Here is a 19,280-nt window from a genome sequence, read left to right on the forward strand (position 1 = left end):
AGATGTCAGACTTCTTTTCAAATATAGAAGTGGAGGAACATCCTATGATCTCACAAGAACGCGTACAAGAACTCGTCCATAAAGCCATCGAAGCGCGCAAACGCGCCTATACACCGTATTCAAAGTTTAAAGTAGGAGCTGTCGTCATCGATACATCAGGAAACGAAATTACAGGATGTAACGTGGAAAACGCCTCGTACGGACTATCGATGTGTGCCGAACGCACAGCCATTTTTAAAGCCGTGTCAGAAGGTAGTGACGCGATTGAAACGGTCGTCGTCGTCGGTGACACGGAAGGCCCGATTTCACCATGCGGTGCGTGCCGCCAAGTGATTGCTGAATTCGCTGGCGAAGATTTCACGTTGATTCTTGCAAACTTGAACGGTGATACGAAAGTGATGACGAAAGAAGAGATGTTGCCTTACGGATTTTCACCAAAAGATTTAACATAACAAGCTGCGGACGTTTGTCCGCAGCTTGTTTATGTGTCTTTATATTTCTTTTCACTCACTGAGTCATCTTTGGAGTGACGTTTATTCTTTTCATCCTTCACTCGTTCGTTCAATTCCTCTACAGGAATCGGGTCGACGGTTTGCATGCCGTCTTCGTCAAAGATGCTTTCTTTGTCCGTGTCTACCGCGTCCGGATTATCAAACGGACGTTTCGAAGTGGGTCGTTTCTTCTCCATCCAATCGCCTCCTTCCATTAGCCATTCCACTCGTAGAAATGTTGTAAACGTTTTCGATAATGGTTTTGAGATTATAAAATGGTGGAATGAAGAGTGCATAGTGAAGGAGGGGTTAGGATGGATCGGAAAGTGTTGATGGGGATTGTCTTAGGTGTTGCCGGTGCGGCGCTCGTTGCACCAAAAGTGGCGGCACTGCTTTCACAACGTGAGGAAGAAGATACGTGGCAGAAGATGGATGAACGGGAAAGCGTCGATGCGAATCAAGATGAAGCGGAGCAAGGGCTCACGCAACTTGATTCAAGTCACCGTGCCGAATGGCAGGCGAACGGTTTTCCACAGACGCATGCCGAACGCGAACGACTTGAACGAGAGTCGGTCGAACAATATAAAGGGAAAGACATATGAATAGGCAGCCATCGCGGCTGCCTATTTACATATCAAATTCATCGTCAGGTAAAAGCGGCAGACCGACAGTGACAGTCGTTCCTTGTCCGACTTCAGAGCTGAAATGAAGAGACCCTTCATGTCGCTCGATAATGTGCTTCGCAATGGCCAAACCGAGACCGGTTCCGCCATCTTTTCGTGTCCGTGATTTATTGACACGATAGAAGCGTTCCGTCAATTTGTCTAAATCTTCTTTCGGGATGCCTCGACCTTCGTCGCGTATTTCCGTGATTGCATATTCGGTTTCGGCGAACGTTTTCACATGAATCGTCTTGCCAGCATCCGTATATCGGAGCGCGTTGTCGAGAAGATTGCCGATGACTTGTTCGAGTCGGTCATGGTCACCGAGGATGATCAAGTCGAAGTCTAAATCCGATTCGATTGTCACGCCTTTCGCACGGGCAATCGGTTCAAGACGATAGAGGACGTCTTCAAGTACTTGCGAGTAAACGACCGGTTCTTTCGTCATCGGGTACGAATCGCGCTCTAGCTGGGCGAGATCGAGTAAGTCCGTGACAAGGCGCTGAAGCCGGTTCGTCTCGTTCTCGATGATGTCATAATATTGTGCCCTCGTTTTTTCATCCAATGACTCATCTTGGAGCATCTCGGTATAACCGCGGATGTAAGAGAGTGGCGTGCGAAGTTCGTGACTGACGTTAGCGAGAAACTCTTTACGCTGTTCTTCAACAAGTCCGAGCGATTCCGCCATCGAGTTGAGCGTGTCTGCTAGTTCACCAATTTCGTCATCGTAGACAATCGGAATGCGGTGGGAGAAATCACCTTGCGCATAGACTTGAGAGGCACGCTTCATCTGAATGAGTGGTTGGATGATCGTGTCGATGATCTGTTTACCAAAAATGAGCAAGTTCACAATCATGAGGACGAGTAAAAACGTGATCATGAGCCGAATCGGTTGGAACGGTTCACTGATTTTACTGAGCTCCATATACAAAATGAGTGCATTGTCGAGTTCATCGTCGCGGATGAGAGGAAATGCGGTCATCAAAATGTCGACGTCCTCGGTCGGATGTTTCCGGGTCACCGAGATGGCATAACCGTCCTGCAACCGTTCGAGGTCCTGCTGCCTTAAAAAGGTTTTACCGGAGCCGAGTGTGTCCTCTCGAACGGAGGAGAGGAACACTTTCGTTTCGGTCAATTCGTTCGTGTACGTCATGCTATCGGCGAACGCGTCCGAGAAACCGTCGGCCTTATAGATGGTGACAAGTTTCTCACCGCGATTGATGAGCAGTTCTTCTTGCGTTTGAATATAGAACTTGTCGTACAGATAAAACGTCATGATGAGAAACACGAACGCTGAGAAGAGGCTGGCTGTCCAGATGGTAATCCAAATCCGCTTCCTGATCGTGTATCGTTTCATCCGTTTGCCTCGAATTTGTAGCCAATTCCCCAGACTGTCTGAATATAACCGCCCGCCTCGCCGAGTTTCAGGCGAAGCGTCTTAATGTGAGTATCCACCGTGCGAAGGTTTCCATGATACTCGGTCCCCCAAATCTGATCAAGTAATTGTTCACGGGAGAATACTTTTTCGTCGTTCGTGATGAATAGGTAGAGCAAATCAAACTCTTTTCGTGTCAAGTTGACGGTCTTCCCTTTCACACTGACGGTACGTCCTTCGATATCGATTGAGAGGACCCCGACATCAAACGTCGCTTCTTGTTCTTTTGAGAAGCTGTGCGTGCGACGGAGCGTCGCTTCGATTCGTGCGAGTAATTCGCGTGGGCTAAACGGTTTCGTGATGTAATCGTCTGCCCCGATTTTGAGGCCGTGAATGCGGTCGAGCTCTTCTGAGCGTGCCGTCAACAGGATGATGGGTACGTTTGAGAACTCACGGATGCGCATGCAAGCCGTCAATCCGTCGAGTTCCGGCATCATCACATCAAGTAAGACGAGATGGAACGTCTCTTCTTTCAAGCGTTCAATCGCTTCAAGGCCGTTTGAGGCGGTGACCGTCTCATACCCTTCTTTTTCTAAATTTGATACAAGTAAATCGCGCATTTGTTCTTCGTCGTCGGTCACGAGGATACGAAACATTGATTCTGACATATGCCATTCTCCTTTGCAAAACGGTTAACGGGAGTTGTGATAAATCCCTCATACTTCTATCATACCTATCTCTTCGAATTAGAACAGATTTATTCGGCTCCGACAAGTTCCCTCCATCAAATCCACACAAAAACGCCACAAAAAAGCCAATTCTTTGACAGAATTGGCTCATGCTTCGAGTTGTGCCTCGTATGGCACTTCGTATTCCGGGACGTGTAGGGCATGCAAGTATAGTTGGAAGCTCGACTTGGATACTTCATATAAAACATACTCCACGTCACCTTGGTTGATCTCCGCAAGCAGTTCGGAACGAATCTCGTTCGCGCAAAACGCGTACGGAAGCTTCTCTGCTGCAGCAATCGATCGTTCATTCGATTTACGGATTTTTAAGAACACACTTTCAATATCAAGATCGAAGAACAGTTCTGAGAAGAACGCCTCTTTCGCCACTTGATTATAACCTTTGCCGTGATACGGCTTGCCAAGCCACGTGCCAAGGAATCCATATCCGGATTCGACATCGAACAAGCTAATCGTCCCAATCGGGGTGCCATACTCGTTCGTGATGGTACGTGAGATGATATTTCCTTGCTCTTCTAGCTCGATGACTTGCTTCGTGCTAAATAAAAACTCGTCAAAATGGACCGTCTTTTGACGGACATACGGAAAGACATCTGGGTGTTGCATCAGTTCGAACAACTCCGCGCAGTCGGTGAGCTCACGAAATTTGAGCACCTTTACATTCCTCCTCCTATTTCAGACCGCTGAAGAATAGTCGTAACGAAAGCATACTTCTGGCTTCGCTGTTCGAACCGCCTTGGCTGCTTTATGAAGTTACAAGATAATTTTATATAGTATTTTTAAAAAAGCAAGTAAATTATGCGTAAAAACCCTTATGAAAAATAATGAAAATTACTCGACCTCATGATGGGTTTCAGCACGGTCCGTTTTGTACACGACTTCACCGTTCACAATCGTCATAATCGGCTTCGATAAGTAGTCGAGCGGGAAGTGACTCCAAAGCACCAAATCGGCATCTTTTCCTACTTCAAGAGATCCGATTCGGTCAGCGACACCTAGTGATTCAGCTGGATTGATGGTGATCCCTCGCAACGCGATATCGACAGGAAGTCCTTCACGTGCCGCAAGACCGGCGCACAAGTTCAAATATTGGACCGGCGTGTACGGATGGTCGGTCGTGATGGAGACGATCATGCCGTGCTCATGGAGAATGCGATACGTCTCCCATGTCTTGTTCTGGAGCTCGATTTTAGATTTTCGAGTAAACGTCGGTCCGACGGTGACATGTTTCACACCGAGTTCTTGTAGTTTTTCAACGACAAGATGACCTTCTGTACAATGTTCGATACGATAGTCGAGATCGAACTCTTGGGCAAAGCGAACGACAGATAAAATGTCATCGGCGCGGTGGGCATGCACACGAATCGGCATCTCTCTGTCGAGGGCAAGTTGAATCATCTGACTGCCGAACGTTCCGATCGTTTTGGTCGACCCGACGGTACGGAACGCTTCACGAAGCAACCCCATAATCCCCATCCGCGTCAAATCACCTGTTTTTCCCATACTATGAATCCGTTTCGGGTTTTCACCGAGCGCCATCTTCAATCCGGCATAACGACGGACGATCATGTCGTCAATATATCGACCGTGTGTTTTGATGACACTGGTCACACCACCGATGACGTTCATACTTCCTGGCATGACCTGAACGGCGGTCACGCCTGCCATCAGCGCTTCTTGAAATCCTTCGTCAAGAGGGTATACCCCGTCAATCGCACGTGCATGAGGCGTCATCGCTTCGACCGTCTCATTGGCGTCGTTTCCGACAGAGCCGGTTCCTTCATCATATAATCCGAGGTGGGTGTGAGCATCGATGAAGCCCGGGAATAAAAAGTTTCCTTCGGCTTCAATGACATGCTCCCCGTCAGTCGGTTCAAGTAAATCGGACATTTCGACGATTTTCCCGTCCCGAACACGGAGGTCTCCGTAAAAATGGGGGGCAGTGATGGGGTAAATATGGGCATTTCGGATTAGTAAGTGACTCACAATTCATTCTCCTTAAACATCTTGTAGTAGTTGTGTTAGAGCCGGTTCCAATGTTTCATAGCGGAAGTCGAAACCATGTTGAAGTGCCTTCGTCGGAACGACTTTCGCACCTTCTAGGACGATGACGCTCTTTTCGCCGAGGGCGAGTTGCATCATTGGGGCAGGTGCCGGAATCCAGTGAGGACGATGCATCACGTTCGCAATCGTCTTCCCGAACTCATTCATCGTCACCGGTGTAGGTGCAGTGCCGTTGACGGGTCCTTCAATGGAATCAGTCTCGATGACGTGCACGAACAAGCGGACGAGGTCGTCTAAATGAATCCAAGGAACCCATTGCTCTCCTGATCCAATTTTACCACCGACCCCGAACTGATAGGGGAGTTTCATTAATGGGAAAGCACCGCCATCATTCGATAAGACGACTCCGGTGCGCATCGTCACAAGGCGAACACCTAAATCACGAATGGGTTCTGCTTCTTGTTCCCAGAGGACGCAGACATTCCCGAGGAAATTAGTCCGTGTCGGCAATGGTGTTTCTTCGGAATATGTGATGGAACGATCTTCACCGTATATACCGATGGCCGAGCCGCTTATGACGACCTGTGGCTTTTGTTTCAACTGTTGAATAATTCGGACGACTTCCTTCGTCCCTTCGATTCGACTTTGAAGGATGGCTTGTTTCTGTTTGTGTGTCCATCGCCCGTCGTTGATTGAGGCGCCGGCCAAATGAATGAACGCATCTGTTCCTTCGAGTTCCTCTTCTGGTTTACTATTCGGTGTCAACCATTCGATAAACGATACCCCGCGATGGCGGGGACGTGGATGACGCGTCAACACGACGACTTGATGTCCGGCGTCGGCGAGTGCACGAACGAGTGGTTGACCGATGAGCCCAGTTCCACCAGTGATTGCGATTTTCATGAAATTCCCTCCGATATCATGTGTTGTTTCTAAAATGGGTATAAGTCAGTATATCCAGATGAATACCCTTTCTTCTAACTTATCAAAAATCCTCTACGTTTCTTGAACGTGATATGTTAGAAACATGGAATGGAGGGGAGTCGTTGTGAAAATTGCAAAGTTCACGACCCAAAAGAAGAACCAAGATCGACTGAACGTCTTCATCGAACGGGAGGGGAAAGAGGAGTTTGCGTTCGCCATCGATGTTGACGTATTCATCAAGTACGGGCTCACAAAAGGGATGGAGCTCGAAGACGATTTTGTGCAAGACGTCCTTGAGGCGGAAGAAGCTCAGAAAGCCTATAAGTTGGCCATCAATTATTTATCGTATCGAATGCGCGCCATTTCAGAGGTAAGGGACTATCTCGTGAAGAAAGAGTTAAGTGAATCTGCTATCAAACATGCCATCACGCGACTAATCGAGCAGCGTTATTTGAATGATGAGGAGTTCGCAAAAGCGTATGTCCAAACGAAATTCAACACAAGTCCAAGTGGACCAATCAAAATCAAACGCGAGCTCGAACAGCTCCGAATCCCAACGGACGTTGTTGAATCCGTATTAGAATCAATCTCACACGAAGATCTCGTCGAGAAGGCTGGAAAGTTCGTGAAAAGGAAACAACTGGAAACAAATCGTCGTTCTGCCACAGAAGTGCAACAAAGAATTCAACAAACCCTGATGCAAAGGGGGTTTACCTTTGATATTATTTCAGAGGCGATTCAAACTTTTTGGGAAGAAGAGGACGAAGATGTCGAGGTTGCGGCATGTCTGAAACAGGCTGAGAAGTTGAGTCGGAAGTTCAGCGGATACGACGCGTTCGAACGCAAACAGCGCATGAAGATGCAGCTTCGGCGCAAAGGATTTCCGTATGATGTGATTGAACGTACGTTAGATCGAATCGCTGAAGAAGAATCGTGATGGGACATCTGTTTACGGTAGGGGAAAACACGAAAAGGTGGGTCTACATTGACGATTTTAGAATGGATTACAGCACTGACACCGATTGTGGCCGTGCTCATCTTATTGGTCATTATGCGTTTACCTGCATCGGTAGCCATGCCCTTGTCACTTGTGACGACGGCGATTTTAGCGTTCTTCGTCTGGCAATTGGATGCGACACGAATTATGGCAGCGACATTACAAGGACTCGTCATCGCCGTCACGACAGTATGGATTGTCTACGGGGCAATCGGAATGATGAATACGATGAAAGAAGGGGGCGGGATGAACGCAATTCGTTCCGGATTCGTCAACATCACACCCGACCCTCGAATTCAAGTTTTGATTGTCGGATGGTTATTCGTTTCATTTATTGAAGGCGCATCTGGATTCGGGACGCCTGCAACGGTTGCAGCACCGCTCTTGATCGCACTCGGGTTTCCACCGATTGCCGCCGTTGTCATCGCACTATCTGCAGACGTGTCGGCTGTGACATTTGGTGCGGTCGGGACACCTGCACTCATCGGGATCGGGAACGGTCTATCTTTAGATGTGAACCAACCTGAATCGATTGCCTTCTTGACAGAGGTCGTCTTGCAGACGGTGTTGATCGATATGGTGGTCGGCCTATTCATCCCGTTCATTTTGATTTTGATGTTGACGCGGTTCTTCAGTAAAGAGAAGTCGATAAAACCCGCACTTGAGGTATTTCCGGTTGCGATTGTGGCGGCGTTGTTATACAGCGTACCTGCGTACATTTGGACACTCATCCTCGGATTTGAGTTCGGTGGCATGCTCGGTGGTTTAACCGGTCTGGTCATCCTCGTGGCCATGGCTCGTAAAGGAATTCTCATGCCGAAACGCGTCTGGACGTTTGATGGATATGTGGATGAGCTAGAACCATCTGCTGAAAAAGTGACGCTCAAATCAACCACGCGAGAATTGCCTCAGTGGAAGGCGTGGGCACCTTATCTTATTTTGACGATTTTCTTAGTGCTCACCCGTACCGTACCATTTTTAAACGAACTCTCTCGCAGTGTCCGAATCAATCTCCCGGACATTCTTGGGGTAGAAGGAGTTTCGACGTCTTGGGAACCGTTCTATTCACCAGGTTTTATGTTTATCCTGACGATTATTGCGACATTCTTCTTACACAACATGAGTTGGTCACAAGTGACATCGGTGTTTAAGGCGACGACACTTGGAGTCGTCGGAACGGCCATCACGTTAGCGGCGTCGGTTCCAATGGTTCGTATATTCATCCACTCTGAAAATGGCGGTGCCGGACTCGCTTCGATGCCGGTCGAGCTTGCGACGGCAGCTGCTGATACGTTCGGTGGGGTGTGGCCACTTGTCGCACCGTGGATTGGGGCCCTTGGTGCCTTCGTTTCAGGTTCGGCGACGTTTTCCAATATGATGTTCTCGAGTTTGACGACAAACGTTGCGGAGTCGGTTGGACTTGATAACACGCTCGCTTTATCGATGCAGATGGCGGGAGCGAACGCAGGAAACATGATCTGTGTGTTGAACGTCGTAGCGGTCGCATCGGTTGCTGGATTACTCGGCAAGGAAGGGACCATCATCCGTTACACGCTCATGCCGATGATTTATTACGTGACGGCGACGGGGGTCATTGGTCTCATTTTAGGCATGTTTTTCTTAAACTAAATCAAGTTACAGTTTTTTTACAGAATAATGTTGACAATTTTCAGAACAGTCTGCTAAGGTTTGAGTAGATTTTAAAACTATGAAACGAGAGGAGCCAGAATGATGAACAACATTGCACTCACAAACACACTCAAAACATCATATGGCTACTCGTATTTAACTGCGTGACATTGGCAGCTGGATAGGGGTAGTGTCCTTTCCCTGACCATGCAAAAGACTGAAGACTACTTCAAGCGCGCTTCATTTGATTGGTTGCACAATCAGGTGGAGTGCGCTTTTTTGCGTGCTTGGATGGGTGAGGCGGAAGGGGGAAATCAGTCATGAAACTGATTAAGCAATTGGATTGGTTTATTAAAAGACAGAAACGAACGTATGTGATTGCGATCATTTTACTGATCATCACAGGGGTTGTAGATATGCTGCCGCCTTGGATTATTGGTCAGGCGATCGATGCGATTCGTGAAGGAAGTTTGACGACAGAGCGATTGATTCTGATTGTATCGTCGCTACTCGGCATTATGGTGTTATCGTACGTGATGTCGTACTTGTGGATTGCCCGACTCTTCGGGACAGCCTTTTTACTTGAAAAGAAATTGAGAGGTCGCTTCTTTGGTCACCTCCTCAAACAAACACCGCGCTTCTATCAACAACATCGCACAGGTGACTTGATGGCACTTGCGACGAATGACTTAAAAGCGGTGGAGCGGACAGCGGGATTTGGGGTCATGACATTAGTCGACTCGTTCAACATGACGCTCATCGCCTTGACGATTATGGGCGTGTTCATCGATTGGAAGTTGACGCTCGCAGCACTTTTGCCAATGCCGATTCTCGCCTGGTCGATGAATAAACTTGGGAGTCAGATTCATACACGTTTCACGGCAGCCCAAGATTCGTTCGGCGTGATGAACGACCAAGTCGTTGAATCCATCTCTGGTCTTCGGGTCGTCCGCTCCTTCGTCCAAGAAGAGGCGGATACGAAAAAATTTGATGACATCACGGATGACGTGATGGCGAAAAACATGCATGTCGCTAAAATCGACGTCTTGTTTGAGCCGGTTATCAAATTACTCGTTGGACTCAGCTATTTGATCGGACTCTCGTTCGGGACGTATCTCGTCTTTACGAACGACATCACGCTCGGTCAACTCGTTTCCTTCAACATTTATTTAGGGATGTTGATTTGGCCGATGTATGCCTTCGGGGAACTCATCAACGTCGTCCAACGAGGAACGGCGAGCTTGGAACGGATTGAGACAACGATGAATGAGGTACCGGACGTTTCGTCAACCGGAACGGTTCACATCGATGTACCAGAGAAAATCACCTTCAAATCGCTCTCATTCCGTTATCCAAACGCGAATCGGGAGTCGTTAGAAGACATCGTCCTGCACGTCTCGCGTGGTGAGACGATTGGGATTGTCGGACCGACTGGAGCTGGGAAGACGACGTTGTTACGTCAATTGCTCCGGGAGTATCCGATCGACGATTCCCTTCTCGTGAACGGGGTGCCGATTTCGGACATTAAACTTGAAACGGTCCGTGGCTGGAGTGGGTATGTGTCACAAGAGCACCTCCTATTCTCGAAAACGGTGCGTGATAACATTCGTTTCGGAGTCGATGATGTCTCGGATGAAGCACTCGACAGAGCCATTCACCTCGCGGCGTTCGATACAGACATCGAACACTTGGAGAACGGTCTCGATACCGTCGTTGGGGAGCAAGGGGTCATGCTGTCAGGTGGACAAAAACAACGATTATCAATTGCACGTGCTTTACTGAAAAATCCTGAGATTCTGCTTCTTGACGATTCGCTCTCAGCGGTCGATGCGAAAACGGAATCACGCATAATCGATTCGGTCCGCACGAGCCGTGAGGCGAAGACGACCTTTATCGTGGCGCACCGTCTTTCTGCGGTGGCACATGCCGACCAAATTCTCGTCCTTCAAGACGGACGAGTCACCGAGCGCGGCACCCACGACCAACTGATGGAACGACACGGTTGGTACTATGAACAATTTATTCGACAAGGAGAGACGGAGTAATCCGGGAAAGGGGGAATCTCTCATGATCGATCAATATGAATTAGATCCGGTCCGCCGGAAGAAGACGATCCGCTCACTCGTTGGTTATGCCAAGCAAGTGAAGCGCTCCATCTTCCTCGGACTGACATTACTCTTTTTAGCGGTCGGTGCAGAACTTGCCGGGCCGTATATCGCCAAAATCATTATCGATGAGCATATCGTCGCCATCGAACGTGACTGGGTTCAAGTCGAATCCGGCGGTAGTGTTTCCTTTAATGGAGATTCTTATGAGAAAGAAACGAGACTAGATGGCCAAGAGGTGATTCAGCCGGTCTCGATCGTACAAACGACCGATGGTTACTATCTCGTACCTGATGCGGTTATAAGCGGAGGCGTTCGTGAAGTCGAAGGCGACGTGCTGACGATTTCAAGAGGAGACGAAACGGCGACATATGACAATATTGCCGCGCTCTCGTCGACCGACGTATTCCAGTTCTATCAGACGGATTTACGAGCTGTCCTTCTCTTATCGGGATTGTACGTCGTCCTGTTACTATTTGCGGCCGGATTGAACTGGGGACAACAGATGCTCCTACAACGATCAGCGCATAAAATCGTAAAGACGATGCGTCTTGATGTGATGAAGCATCTTCAAACGATTCCGGTACGTTATTTTGACCAGACACCAATCGGGAAGATTGTCAGTCGTGTCACGAATGATACAGAGACGATTCGCGACCTGTATTTAGGAGTGCTCGCTCGTGTCTTCCAAAGTGTCGTCATGATGATTGGGGTACTCATTGCGATGTTCTTCCTAGACGTGCGTCTAGGGCTCGTCTCGCTCATTATCATCCCGGTCGTCATCGTCTGGATCAAGTTGTTCCAACGTTTCTCGACAAAAAATAACTTCCGTGTCCGCGCACTCGTCGCGGATATGAACGCGCAGTTGAACGAGAGCATTCAAACGATGCCAATCATTCAATCATACGTCCGCGAAAATCTCGTTTATGACGAGTTCAATGAGAAGAACAGCGACAACTTCCAAACGAGACGAAAGTTGTTGAAATTGGATGCGTTGATGAGCCACAATCTCGTCAACTTCTTCCGAAACATGGCGCTCGCCTTGCTCATCTGGTTTGTCGGGGCACAAACGCTTGGTACGGGAAGTGTCTTAACACTCGGGATTCTGTACGCGTATATCGACTATGTTTCGCGGATCTTTGAGCCGGTGACACAGATCATGAACCAATTGTCACCACTCCAACAAGCGCTTGTCTCGGCCGACCGGATGTTCCAACTGCTCGACGAGAAAGGGGAACCGGTCTCATCAGAACGTCTTCCACGCTTTAAAGGGGATGTCGTCTTTGATGACGTGACCTTCAGTTATGAAGCAGGGAAACCGGTGTTGCAACAGATTGAACTACACGCCGCTCCTGGTGAGACGGTCGCACTCGTTGGGCATACCGGAAGCGGGAAGAGTTCAATCATGAACTTGCTCATGCGTTTCTATGACCCCTCGGCCGGAGTCCTTCGAATCGATGGCATGGACGTGACTAAACTACCGACGCAGGCGGTACGAGACCATCTCGGGATCGTCTTACAAGACCCGTTCCTATTCACTGGAACGATTCGGACGAACGTCACGCTTGGAGATGAGACGATTACGGACGAACAGGTATGGAAAGCACTCACAGCCGTCGGGGCAGACCGCTTCGTGAAGCAGCTACCGCAAGGCATCGATGAGCCGGTGATCGAGCGTGGAGCTTCACTCTCGAGTGGAGAACGACAGCTGGTCAGTTTCGCACGCGCCCTCGTCTTTGACCCGGCCATCCTCGTCCTCGATGAAGCGACAGCGAGCGTCGACTCGGAGACGGAGGCATTGATTCAGGACGCGCTCAAGACACTCACGTACGGTCGGACGACATTTGTCATCGCGCACCGACTCTCGACGATTCGGGAAGCGGACCAGATTCTCGTTCTCGACCACGGGCGAATCATTGAGCGAGGCAATCACCAGTCACTCATCGAGTATGGTGGTGTCTACGCCCGAATGCATGAATTACAGAGTAAACAACAAGCCATCAGTTAAGGAGGTCACATGGAAATCAAGGGGAAATATAACCGCGCCAAAGTGTTTAACGAACGAATCGATGATATGACGCGGAATCAAATTGAAACATTGCTCGACCAACCGTTCACACAAGGGGCATCGATTCGGATCATGCCGGACATGCATGCGGGGAAAGGATCGGTCGTTGGAACGACGATGACGATTCAAGACAAAGTCGTGCCAAACCTGGTCGGTGTCGATTTAGGGTGTGGGATGCTTTGTACGGAGATCAAAGCCAAGCGGATCGATTTTCAACGACTCGATGACCTCATTCGTGAACTCGTACCGAGCGGGATGAACATTCGGGAGAAGGTTCATCCATACGCATCTGAACTTCCATTAGAAGAGGTGCGAGCGCCGTATAAACTCGACCGAGCCTTGCGCTCGGTCGGGTCGCTCGGCTCGGGGAACCACTTTATTGAAGTGAACCGAGATGACTCGGGACGTACGTTTCTTGTCATTCATTCCGGTTCGCGCCATCTTGGGGTGCAGATTGCCGATCACTATCAGGAGCGAGCGATTCAACACATGATGGAAACACATGATGTAAAAGAAGAAATTGAGCGTTTGAAAGCCTTAGGTCGACAACAAGAAATCTCGGCTTATCTGGAAACAGAGCGTGCGTCACGGAAACCATTTCGAGACCTGGCTTATGTGGAGGGAGCGGATATGGACGATTACATGCATGACGTGCGCATCGCTCAACAATACGCGGCGGCGAACCGTCGTGCGATGACTGATGTAATCGTCGAAGCGATGAATTGGAACATCGTCGATCAATTCGACACCGTCCATAACTATATCGATCATGATGCGATGATCCTGCGAAAAGGGGCCATCTCCGCTCAAGAAGGAGAGCGAGTCATCATTCCGATGAACATGCGAGACGGTTCGCTCATCTGTACGGGGAAAGGGAATCCAGACTGGAACTTCTCGGGTCCACACGGCGCAGGTCGGATCATGTCTCGGTCGGCCGCGCGGAAACGCGTCGATTTCAAAGAATTCAAACGTTCGATGGAAGGTGTCTGGTCGACATCAGTTCGCCCATCGACAATCGATGAATCACCATTTGTGTATAAGTCGATGAAAGAAATTGTTCGTTATATCGAACCGGCCGTTCAAATCGATCAAATCATCAAGCCACTTTACAACTTCAAGGCGAACTGAGTCACGTACTCAGTCTCGTCTTTTTCTTTTTTCGTAAAATCTGATACGCTTACATCGAGGTGAACGATATGGAAAAGCGGTTAAGTGACTTATCGAAATATGAGTTAGAGCAAGAGATTCAAGCATTACATGAACGGAAACGAAAGGCTGAACAGATGGGCATGGTCAGCGAAATTGAAGTCGTCCTTCGACGGATTGCGATTGCCGAAAGCTATTTGATTGACCCATCATCGTTTCGTCCAGGTGAAACATATGTCGTCAATTACAATGACCGTCCGTTTCGCTTGAAATTCGTCAACGGCGTCATGGGCTGGGGGACGTTTGAAGGCGAGATGACAGAACGGGCCATCCCGCTCTCAGAATTGTCGGAGGTGAAGCGATGAACCGGAACGAACAATATGAACGGCTTGCGGTCATTCTAAAAGAGAAAAATGACGTCTTGAACGATTCAGAAGCGGTGACGTGGGTCGAAGTGTTATGGGAAGATTTTGAGACCTCACTTGCCAAGGCGGGCGAACCGTATCCGGGAGAGGCAAAGGCTTTCCAATACGTCATTCAACAGATCGATGCATATGGGGCACAGCTCCATTTGTTCCAAACGAAAAACGAAAAGTTCAAGCATTTGATGTCTAAACGGAACTTACACTGAGTCACGTCCTTGGGGCGTGACTTTTTTATTGCAATTCTTCAACAATTCGTTATAATGAAGGTCGCTAATAGTTTGTTTTAAAGTATAGTATAAATAAACTTTCTTTAGTTGAACTCATGTTTCACTAAACAAGAAGGAGGCGTTCAGTCGTTGGAAGTAGGTCAAAACATTAAGCGGCTCCGGATCAAAAAAGGGTTGACCCAAGAGGAGCTGGCGGAACGTACCGATTTGAGTAAAGGCTATATTTCTCAAATCGAGCGGGATTTAAGCTCTCCCTCACTAGAAACGTTATTCGATTTATTGAATGTCCTCGGGAGTTCCCCGAAAGAGTTTTTTGATGAAGACTTGAATCAAAAAGTGGTGTACACCGTTGACGATCGCACCATCTATACGGATGAAGAACGCAAATATCGGACAGAATGGCTCATCCCGGAATCGAATGAAAAAGAGATGGAGCCCATCCTTGTCACATTTTTCAAACATGGAGAGTTCAAACAATATGAGCCTTCGCGTTCGGAGACGCTCGTATACGTCTTGTCCGGCAAAATCGCCTTGAAATTAGGGAACCACACATATTTTGCCAAGACAGGGGAAACCCTTTATTATGTCGCCTCGGATTCGCATCAACTCGTCAACGACAACGACGGGGAGAGCGAATGTCTCATCGTCGCGACCCATTCATATTTATAAGTCAACAGAGGAGGAAACAGCATGAATGCAGAGACAATTATTCGCTTTGACCACGTGTCAAAGCGTTACGACGACACAGTCGTCCTTGAAGATATTAGTTTTGAGATTGAGCGTGGGAAGTTTTATACGCTTCTCGGTCCATCGGGATGTGGGAAGACGACGATTTTGCGTCTCATCGCCGGATTTACCGATGCGACCGAAGGAGGTATTCACTTCAGCGGGAAACGAATCAACGATGTGCCGGCTAATAAACGACAAGTGAATACCGTGTTCCAAGATTATGCGCTGTTTCCTCATTTAAACGTATTTGAGAATGTGGCATTCGGTCTCCGGATTAAAAAATTGAAAGAAGCAGATGTGAAAGCGAAAGTGGAGCAGGCTCTCAAGTTTGTTAACTTAGAAGGATACGGCTCGCGCGAAATCGATGAGATGTCAGGTGGACAGCGCCAACGTGTCGCCATCGCCCGCGCAATCGTAAATGAGCCGGAGGTCATTCTCCTTGATGAACCGCTCTCTGCCTTAGACTTGAAACTTCGTACGGAGATGCAATATGAACTTCGTGAGTTACAGCAACGTCTTGGCATTACCTTTATTTTCGTCACACACGACCAAGAAGAGGCGCTCGCCATGTCGGATGAGATTTTCGTCATGAACAACGGGAAAATTGTTCAGAGTGGGACACCGACTGATATTTATGATGAACCGATCAACCGTTTCGTTGCAGACTTTATCGGTGAATCCAATATCGTGCCGGGTGTCATGCCGGAAGACAATGTCGTCACGTTTGCTGGTAAAACGTTTGACTGTGTTGACCAAGGATTTGACCGCAATGAAAAAGTTGAGGTCATCATTCGTCCGGAAGACTTAGAGATGACATCGGTCGATGCAGCGAAACTCGTTGTCGACGTCGATTCTCAATTGTTCCGAGGTGTCCACTACGAGATTTGCTGTTATGACCAAGAAGGAAACGAATGGCTCGTCCACTCGACGAAGAAATCAATCGTCGGATCAAAAATCGGATTGACGTTTGACGAAGAAGCGATTCACGTCATGCGACTAGGTGAAACAGAAGAAGAATTTGACCGTCGTCTCGAATCCTACGAGGAGGTCCCTCATGAATCAAACTAATCAGACCGCAAAGACGGTATATTTGACGACCTATTGGATTTGGATCGCCTTGTTCGTCATCGCACCACTCGTCCTCGTCGTCTATTATTCCTTTTTTGATATCGATGGGAATTTGAGTTTAGAAAACTATCAGACGTTCTTCACGTCGACGTATTTGTCGATGACGCTCTCGTCGTTCTGGTATGCGTTTCTCATTACGTTCTTCTCGTTACTCGTCGGGTATCCGACGGCATACTTGTTGACGAAGACGAAGCATAAACAGCTTTGGCTCTTACTCATCTTGCTGCCGTCATGGATTAACTTGTTGTTAAAGGCGTATGCGTTCCTTGGAATTTTTGGGACGTACGGGATTACGAATCAATTTTTAGAAGCCATCGGTATTGGGACGAAACAGATTCTATTCACCGATTTCAGTTTTGTCTTCGTTTCGGTATACATCTTCATCCCGTTCATGATTTTGCCGATTTACAACGCCATTGAGAAGTTACCGCCGTCACTCGTCTACGCATCCCGTGATCTAGGTGCATCGAACTGGACGACGTTCCGACGTGTCATCTTCCCGTTGACGCTTGACGGTGTCAAATCGGGGATTCAAATCGTCTTTATTCCGGCATTATCACTCTTCATGATCACCCGACTCATCGCCGGGAACCGAGTCATCACACTCGGTACAGCGATTGAACAACAATTCCTTGTCACGCAAAACTGGGGGATGGGCTCGACGATTGCCGTCTTCCTCATCTTGGCGATGGTTCTCGTCATGGTCATCACGCGTGACTGGGGTGCGAAAGGAGCGGTTCGTCGATGAAACGTAAACGATTCAAATTATCAAACTTATACTTGGCGGCCGTCTTCTTCATCTTATATGCGCCAATCCTATATTTGGTATTCTACTCGTTCAACAGTGGCGGAACGATGAGTAACTTTGAAGGGTTCACCCTCGAATGGTACAAGTCGCTCTTCACAGATACGAGACTTCTCGTCATCGTCTTGAATACGATCGTCATCGCGCTGCTCTCGGCGACGATTTCGACCGTGCTCGGTGTCATCGGGGCACTCGCCATCTATACGGCGAAACAAAAGTATACGAAGACGTCGCTTTTATCATTGAACAACGTCTTGATCGTGAGCCCGGACGTCATCATCGGGGCGTCTTTCTTGATCCTCTTCACGATGCTAGGGATTCAGTTAGGCTTTTATTCGGTCCTTTTGTCGCACATCGCCTTCTCGGTTCCGATTGTCGTCATCTTGGTGTTACCAAAACTCCAAGAGATGAGTCCGACGTTGATTGATGCGTCGCGTGACCTAGGGGCCAGTACGTGGGACGTATTGACGAAAGTCATTCTGCCATATATCACGCCGGGGGTATTTGCCGGTTTCTTCACGGCACTCACCTATTCGTTAGATGACTTTGCTGTCACATTCTTTGTGACAGGGAACGGCTTCACGACGCTCGCCGTAGAAGTCTATTCGCGGGCACGTCAAGGTATCTCGCTTGAAATCAATGCGTTGTCTGCGATTCTGTTCCTCTTCACGCTCATCCTTGTCATCGGATATTATGTGTTAGCGCAACGAGGGTCAAAGGAGGTTAGACGATGAAAAAACTAGTCATCATGTTGGCTGTGCCATTGATTGTCAGCTTCGGTCTCCTTCTTTGGATTCAGCAACTGAATGCTGCGCAAGGATTCGGCGGCGACAACACACTGGTCGTCTACAACTGGGGAGACTATATCGATGAAGAATTGATTGGTGAGTTCGAAGAGCAGAGCGGGTTGAAGGTCGTTTATCAAACGTTCGACTCGAACGAAGCGATGCTCACGAAAATTGAGCAAGGCGGGACGGCCTTTGATGTCGCCGTTCCATCCGATTATGCGATCAGTAAGATGAGAGAGGAGAATCTTCTTCTCCCAATCGATTACGATAAACTCGAAAACTTTGATAATATCGATCCGCGCTTCCTCGATAAATCGTTCGACCCGGGTAACAAGTACTCGGTTCCTTATTTCTGGGGCACGGTCGGGATCGTCTACAATCCTGAACTAGTCGATGGTGAGATCACTTCATGGAACGACCTGTGGGAAATGCCGCTCGAGAACGACATTCTCCTTGCGGACGGGACACGTGAAGTGATGGGCTTCGGCCTGAACTCGCTTGGTTACTCCCTCAATACGACGAATAAAGATGAGTTGATTGAGGCGGAGCAAAAGTTGGAAACGCTTTGGCCGAACATCAAAGCCATCGTCGGAGACGAAATCAAAATGCTGATGGCGAACCGTGAAGCAGCGGCAGCCGTCGTCTGGTCCGGAGATGCGTCGGAAATCATGTATGAGAACGAAGAACTGACGTATGTCATTCCGGAAGAAGGCACGAATCTCTGGTTTGATAACCTCGTCATCCCAAGTACGGCACAAAACGTGGACGGGGCACATCAGTTCATCGACTTTATGTTAGATGCTGAGATTGCGGCACGTAACACGGATTATGTCGGATACTCGACACCGAACGAAGCGGCTCTCGAATTCTTGGATGAAGAAGTCACATCGGATGAACGGTTCTACCCGTCTCGTGAAGTGACGCAGGACCTTGAAGTGTATGAAAACCTAGGGAAGCGCATGAACGCTTACTATAACGAATTGTATTTACGCTTTAAAATGCAGAGTAAATGACGAAACATCCCCGCG

At 48.4% G+C, this 19,280-nt stretch carries 20 protein-coding genes; 14 read left to right on the forward strand and 6 right to left on the reverse strand.

Translation table 11 applies throughout. From position 1 onward, the window contains the following. Nucleotides 1–44: 44 nt before the first annotated feature. Complete coding sequence (locus KNO78_RS13270; protein ID WP_078146373.1) at nt 45–452, forward strand: cytidine deaminase; 408 nt, start codon at nt 45–47, stop codon at nt 450–452. Nucleotides 453–481: 29 nt separating this feature from the next. Here the strand turns inward: KNO78_RS13270 and KNO78_RS13275 are convergent, their stop codons facing one another. Further along, nucleotides 482–688, reverse strand: coding sequence for a hypothetical protein (locus tag KNO78_RS13275; RefSeq protein ID WP_074037714.1), 207 nt, complete (start codon nt 686–688; stop codon nt 482–484). A gap of 117 nt (nt 689–805) precedes the next feature. Here KNO78_RS13275 and KNO78_RS13280 point away from each other — a divergent pair, with 117 nt between their 5' ends. Continuing rightward, nucleotides 806–1,093 (forward strand): hypothetical protein, encoded by a 288-nt coding sequence (locus tag KNO78_RS13280; RefSeq protein ID WP_074037713.1) that lies wholly within the window; start codon nt 806–808, stop codon nt 1,091–1,093. A 25-nt stretch (nt 1,094–1,118) separates the two neighbouring features. Here KNO78_RS13280 and KNO78_RS13285 read toward each other — a convergent pair whose 3' ends face one another. The 5 genes from KNO78_RS13285 to KNO78_RS13305 form a co-directional block, all read right to left on the reverse strand. Then, nucleotides 1,119–2,510 (reverse strand): sensor histidine kinase, encoded by a 1,392-nt coding sequence (locus KNO78_RS13285; RefSeq protein ID WP_031421106.1) that lies wholly within the window; start codon nt 2,508–2,510, stop codon nt 1,119–1,121. Further along, the gene (locus KNO78_RS13290) at nt 2,507–3,196 is read right to left on the reverse strand and encodes a response regulator transcription factor (protein ID WP_074037712.1); all 690 of its coding nucleotides are present in this window, start codon (nt 3,194–3,196) and stop codon (nt 2,507–2,509) included. The genes KNO78_RS13285 and KNO78_RS13290 overlap by 4 nt, the downstream gene beginning before the upstream one ends. Before the next feature lie 168 nt (nt 3,197–3,364). Then, nucleotides 3,365–3,931, reverse strand: a complete 567-nt coding sequence (locus KNO78_RS13295) for a GNAT family N-acetyltransferase (protein WP_159563577.1) — start codon at nt 3,929–3,931, stop codon at nt 3,365–3,367. 177 nt (nt 3,932–4,108) lie between these two features. Further along, entirely contained in the window at nt 4,109–5,263 is a 1,155-nt protein-coding gene (locus tag KNO78_RS13300) for an amidohydrolase (protein ID WP_015880875.1), read from the reverse strand. Nucleotides 5,264–5,275: 12 nt separating this feature from the next. Next, nucleotides 5,276–6,184 carry a TIGR01777 family oxidoreductase gene (locus tag KNO78_RS13305; protein ID WP_074037710.1) on the reverse strand — a complete coding sequence of 303 codons (909 nt, stop codon included), beginning with the start codon at nt 6,182–6,184 and terminating at the stop codon, nt 5,276–5,278. A gap of 145 nt (nt 6,185–6,329) precedes the next feature. On the opposite strand from KNO78_RS13305, the gene recX reads away from it, so the two are divergent. The 12 genes from recX (at nt 6,330) to KNO78_RS13365 (ending at nt 19,265) form a co-directional block, all read left to right on the forward strand. After that, nucleotides 6,330–7,142: a recombination regulator RecX gene (gene recX, locus KNO78_RS13310; protein ID WP_159563580.1), complete on the forward strand. Its 813-nt coding sequence runs from the start codon at nt 6,330–6,332 to the stop codon at nt 7,140–7,142. 48 nt (nt 7,143–7,190) lie between these two features. Next, nucleotides 7,191–8,831, forward strand: a complete 1,641-nt coding sequence (locus tag KNO78_RS13315) for an L-lactate permease (protein WP_214691491.1) — start codon at nt 7,191–7,193, stop codon at nt 8,829–8,831. Between the two features lie 320 nt (nt 8,832–9,151). Further along, entirely contained in the window at nt 9,152–10,876 is a 1,725-nt protein-coding gene (locus KNO78_RS13320) for an ABC transporter ATP-binding protein (protein WP_078146382.1), read from the forward strand. Nucleotides 10,877–10,898: 22 nt separating this feature from the next. Then, on the forward strand, nt 10,899–12,944 hold the full coding sequence (locus tag KNO78_RS13325) for an ABC transporter ATP-binding protein (RefSeq protein ID WP_214691492.1): 2,046 nt from the start codon (nt 10,899–10,901) through the stop codon (nt 12,942–12,944). A gap of 9 nt (nt 12,945–12,953) precedes the next feature. Next, nucleotides 12,954–14,132, forward strand: coding sequence for an RtcB family protein (locus KNO78_RS13330; RefSeq protein ID WP_074037706.1), 1,179 nt, complete (start codon nt 12,954–12,956; stop codon nt 14,130–14,132). A 68-nt stretch (nt 14,133–14,200) separates the two neighbouring features. Continuing rightward, nucleotides 14,201–14,515: a YfhH family protein gene (locus KNO78_RS13335; protein ID WP_015880882.1), complete on the forward strand. Its 315-nt coding sequence runs from the start codon at nt 14,201–14,203 to the stop codon at nt 14,513–14,515. Beyond that, entirely contained in the window at nt 14,512–14,781 is a 270-nt protein-coding gene (locus KNO78_RS13340; RefSeq protein WP_015880883.1) for a YfhJ family protein, read from the forward strand. The genes KNO78_RS13335 and KNO78_RS13340 overlap by 4 nt, the downstream gene beginning before the upstream one ends. A gap of 150 nt (nt 14,782–14,931) precedes the next feature. Continuing rightward, entirely contained in the window at nt 14,932–15,471 is a 540-nt protein-coding gene (locus KNO78_RS13345) for a helix-turn-helix domain-containing protein (protein ID WP_031421116.1), read from the forward strand. 21 nt (nt 15,472–15,492) lie between these two features. Beyond that, nucleotides 15,493–16,599, forward strand: coding sequence for an ABC transporter ATP-binding protein (locus tag KNO78_RS13350; RefSeq protein ID WP_074037705.1), 1,107 nt, complete (start codon nt 15,493–15,495; stop codon nt 16,597–16,599). After that, the gene (locus KNO78_RS13355) at nt 16,586–17,407 is read left to right on the forward strand and encodes an ABC transporter permease (protein WP_214691493.1); all 822 of its coding nucleotides are present in this window, start codon (nt 16,586–16,588) and stop codon (nt 17,405–17,407) included. The genes KNO78_RS13350 and KNO78_RS13355 overlap by 14 nt, the downstream gene beginning before the upstream one ends. Further along, on the forward strand, nt 17,404–18,198 hold the full coding sequence (locus tag KNO78_RS13360) for an ABC transporter permease (RefSeq protein ID WP_047795862.1): 795 nt from the start codon (nt 17,404–17,406) through the stop codon (nt 18,196–18,198). The genes KNO78_RS13355 and KNO78_RS13360 overlap by 4 nt, the downstream gene beginning before the upstream one ends. Then, a complete protein-coding gene (locus KNO78_RS13365) occupies nt 18,195–19,265 on the forward strand; it encodes an ABC transporter substrate-binding protein (RefSeq protein WP_214691494.1) in 1,071 nt (356 codons plus the stop codon). Before KNO78_RS13360 ends, KNO78_RS13365 begins: the two co-directional genes overlap by 4 nt. The last annotated feature ends 15 nt before the right edge of the window (nt 19,266–19,280 follow it).

This window comes from Exiguobacterium sp. s132, from assembly GCF_018617235.1.
Classification (GTDB): Bacteria; Bacillota; Bacilli; order Exiguobacteriales; family Exiguobacteriaceae; genus Exiguobacterium; species Exiguobacterium profundum.

Bases quoted from the DNA above. Each gene is read 5' to 3' on its own strand.
- KNO78_RS13270 (WP_078146373.1), top strand. From the start codon at position 45: ATGATCTCACAAGAACGCGTACAAGAACTCGTCCATAAAGCCATCGAA.
- KNO78_RS13275 (WP_074037714.1), bottom strand. From the start codon at position 688: ATGGAGAAGAAACGACCCACTTCGAAACGTCCGTTTGATAATCCGGAC.
- KNO78_RS13280 (WP_074037713.1), top strand. From the start codon at position 806: ATGGATCGGAAAGTGTTGATGGGGATTGTCTTAGGTGTTGCCGGTGCG.
- KNO78_RS13285 (WP_031421106.1), bottom strand. From the start codon at position 2,510: ATGAAACGATACACGATCAGGAAGCGGATTTGGATTACCATCTGGACA.
- KNO78_RS13290 (WP_074037712.1), bottom strand. From the start codon at position 3,196: ATGTCAGAATCAATGTTTCGTATCCTCGTGACCGACGACGAAGAACAA.
- KNO78_RS13305 (WP_074037710.1), bottom strand. From the start codon at position 6,184: ATGAAAATCGCAATCACTGGTGGAACTGGGCTCATCGGTCAACCACTC.
- KNO78_RS13320 (WP_078146382.1), top strand. From the start codon at position 9,152: ATGAAACTGATTAAGCAATTGGATTGGTTTATTAAAAGACAGAAACGA.
- KNO78_RS13325 (WP_214691492.1), top strand. From the start codon at position 10,899: ATGATCGATCAATATGAATTAGATCCGGTCCGCCGGAAGAAGACGATC.
- KNO78_RS13330 (WP_074037706.1), top strand. From the start codon at position 12,954: ATGGAAATCAAGGGGAAATATAACCGCGCCAAAGTGTTTAACGAACGA.
- KNO78_RS13335 (WP_015880882.1), top strand. From the start codon at position 14,201: ATGGAAAAGCGGTTAAGTGACTTATCGAAATATGAGTTAGAGCAAGAG.
- KNO78_RS13340 (WP_015880883.1), top strand. From the start codon at position 14,512: ATGAACCGGAACGAACAATATGAACGGCTTGCGGTCATTCTAAAAGAG.
- KNO78_RS13350 (WP_074037705.1), top strand. From the start codon at position 15,493: ATGAATGCAGAGACAATTATTCGCTTTGACCACGTGTCAAAGCGTTAC.
- KNO78_RS13355 (WP_214691493.1), top strand. From the start codon at position 16,586: ATGAATCAAACTAATCAGACCGCAAAGACGGTATATTTGACGACCTAT.
- KNO78_RS13360 (WP_047795862.1), top strand. From the start codon at position 17,404: ATGAAACGTAAACGATTCAAATTATCAAACTTATACTTGGCGGCCGTC.
- KNO78_RS13365 (WP_214691494.1), top strand. From the start codon at position 18,195: ATGAAAAAACTAGTCATCATGTTGGCTGTGCCATTGATTGTCAGCTTC.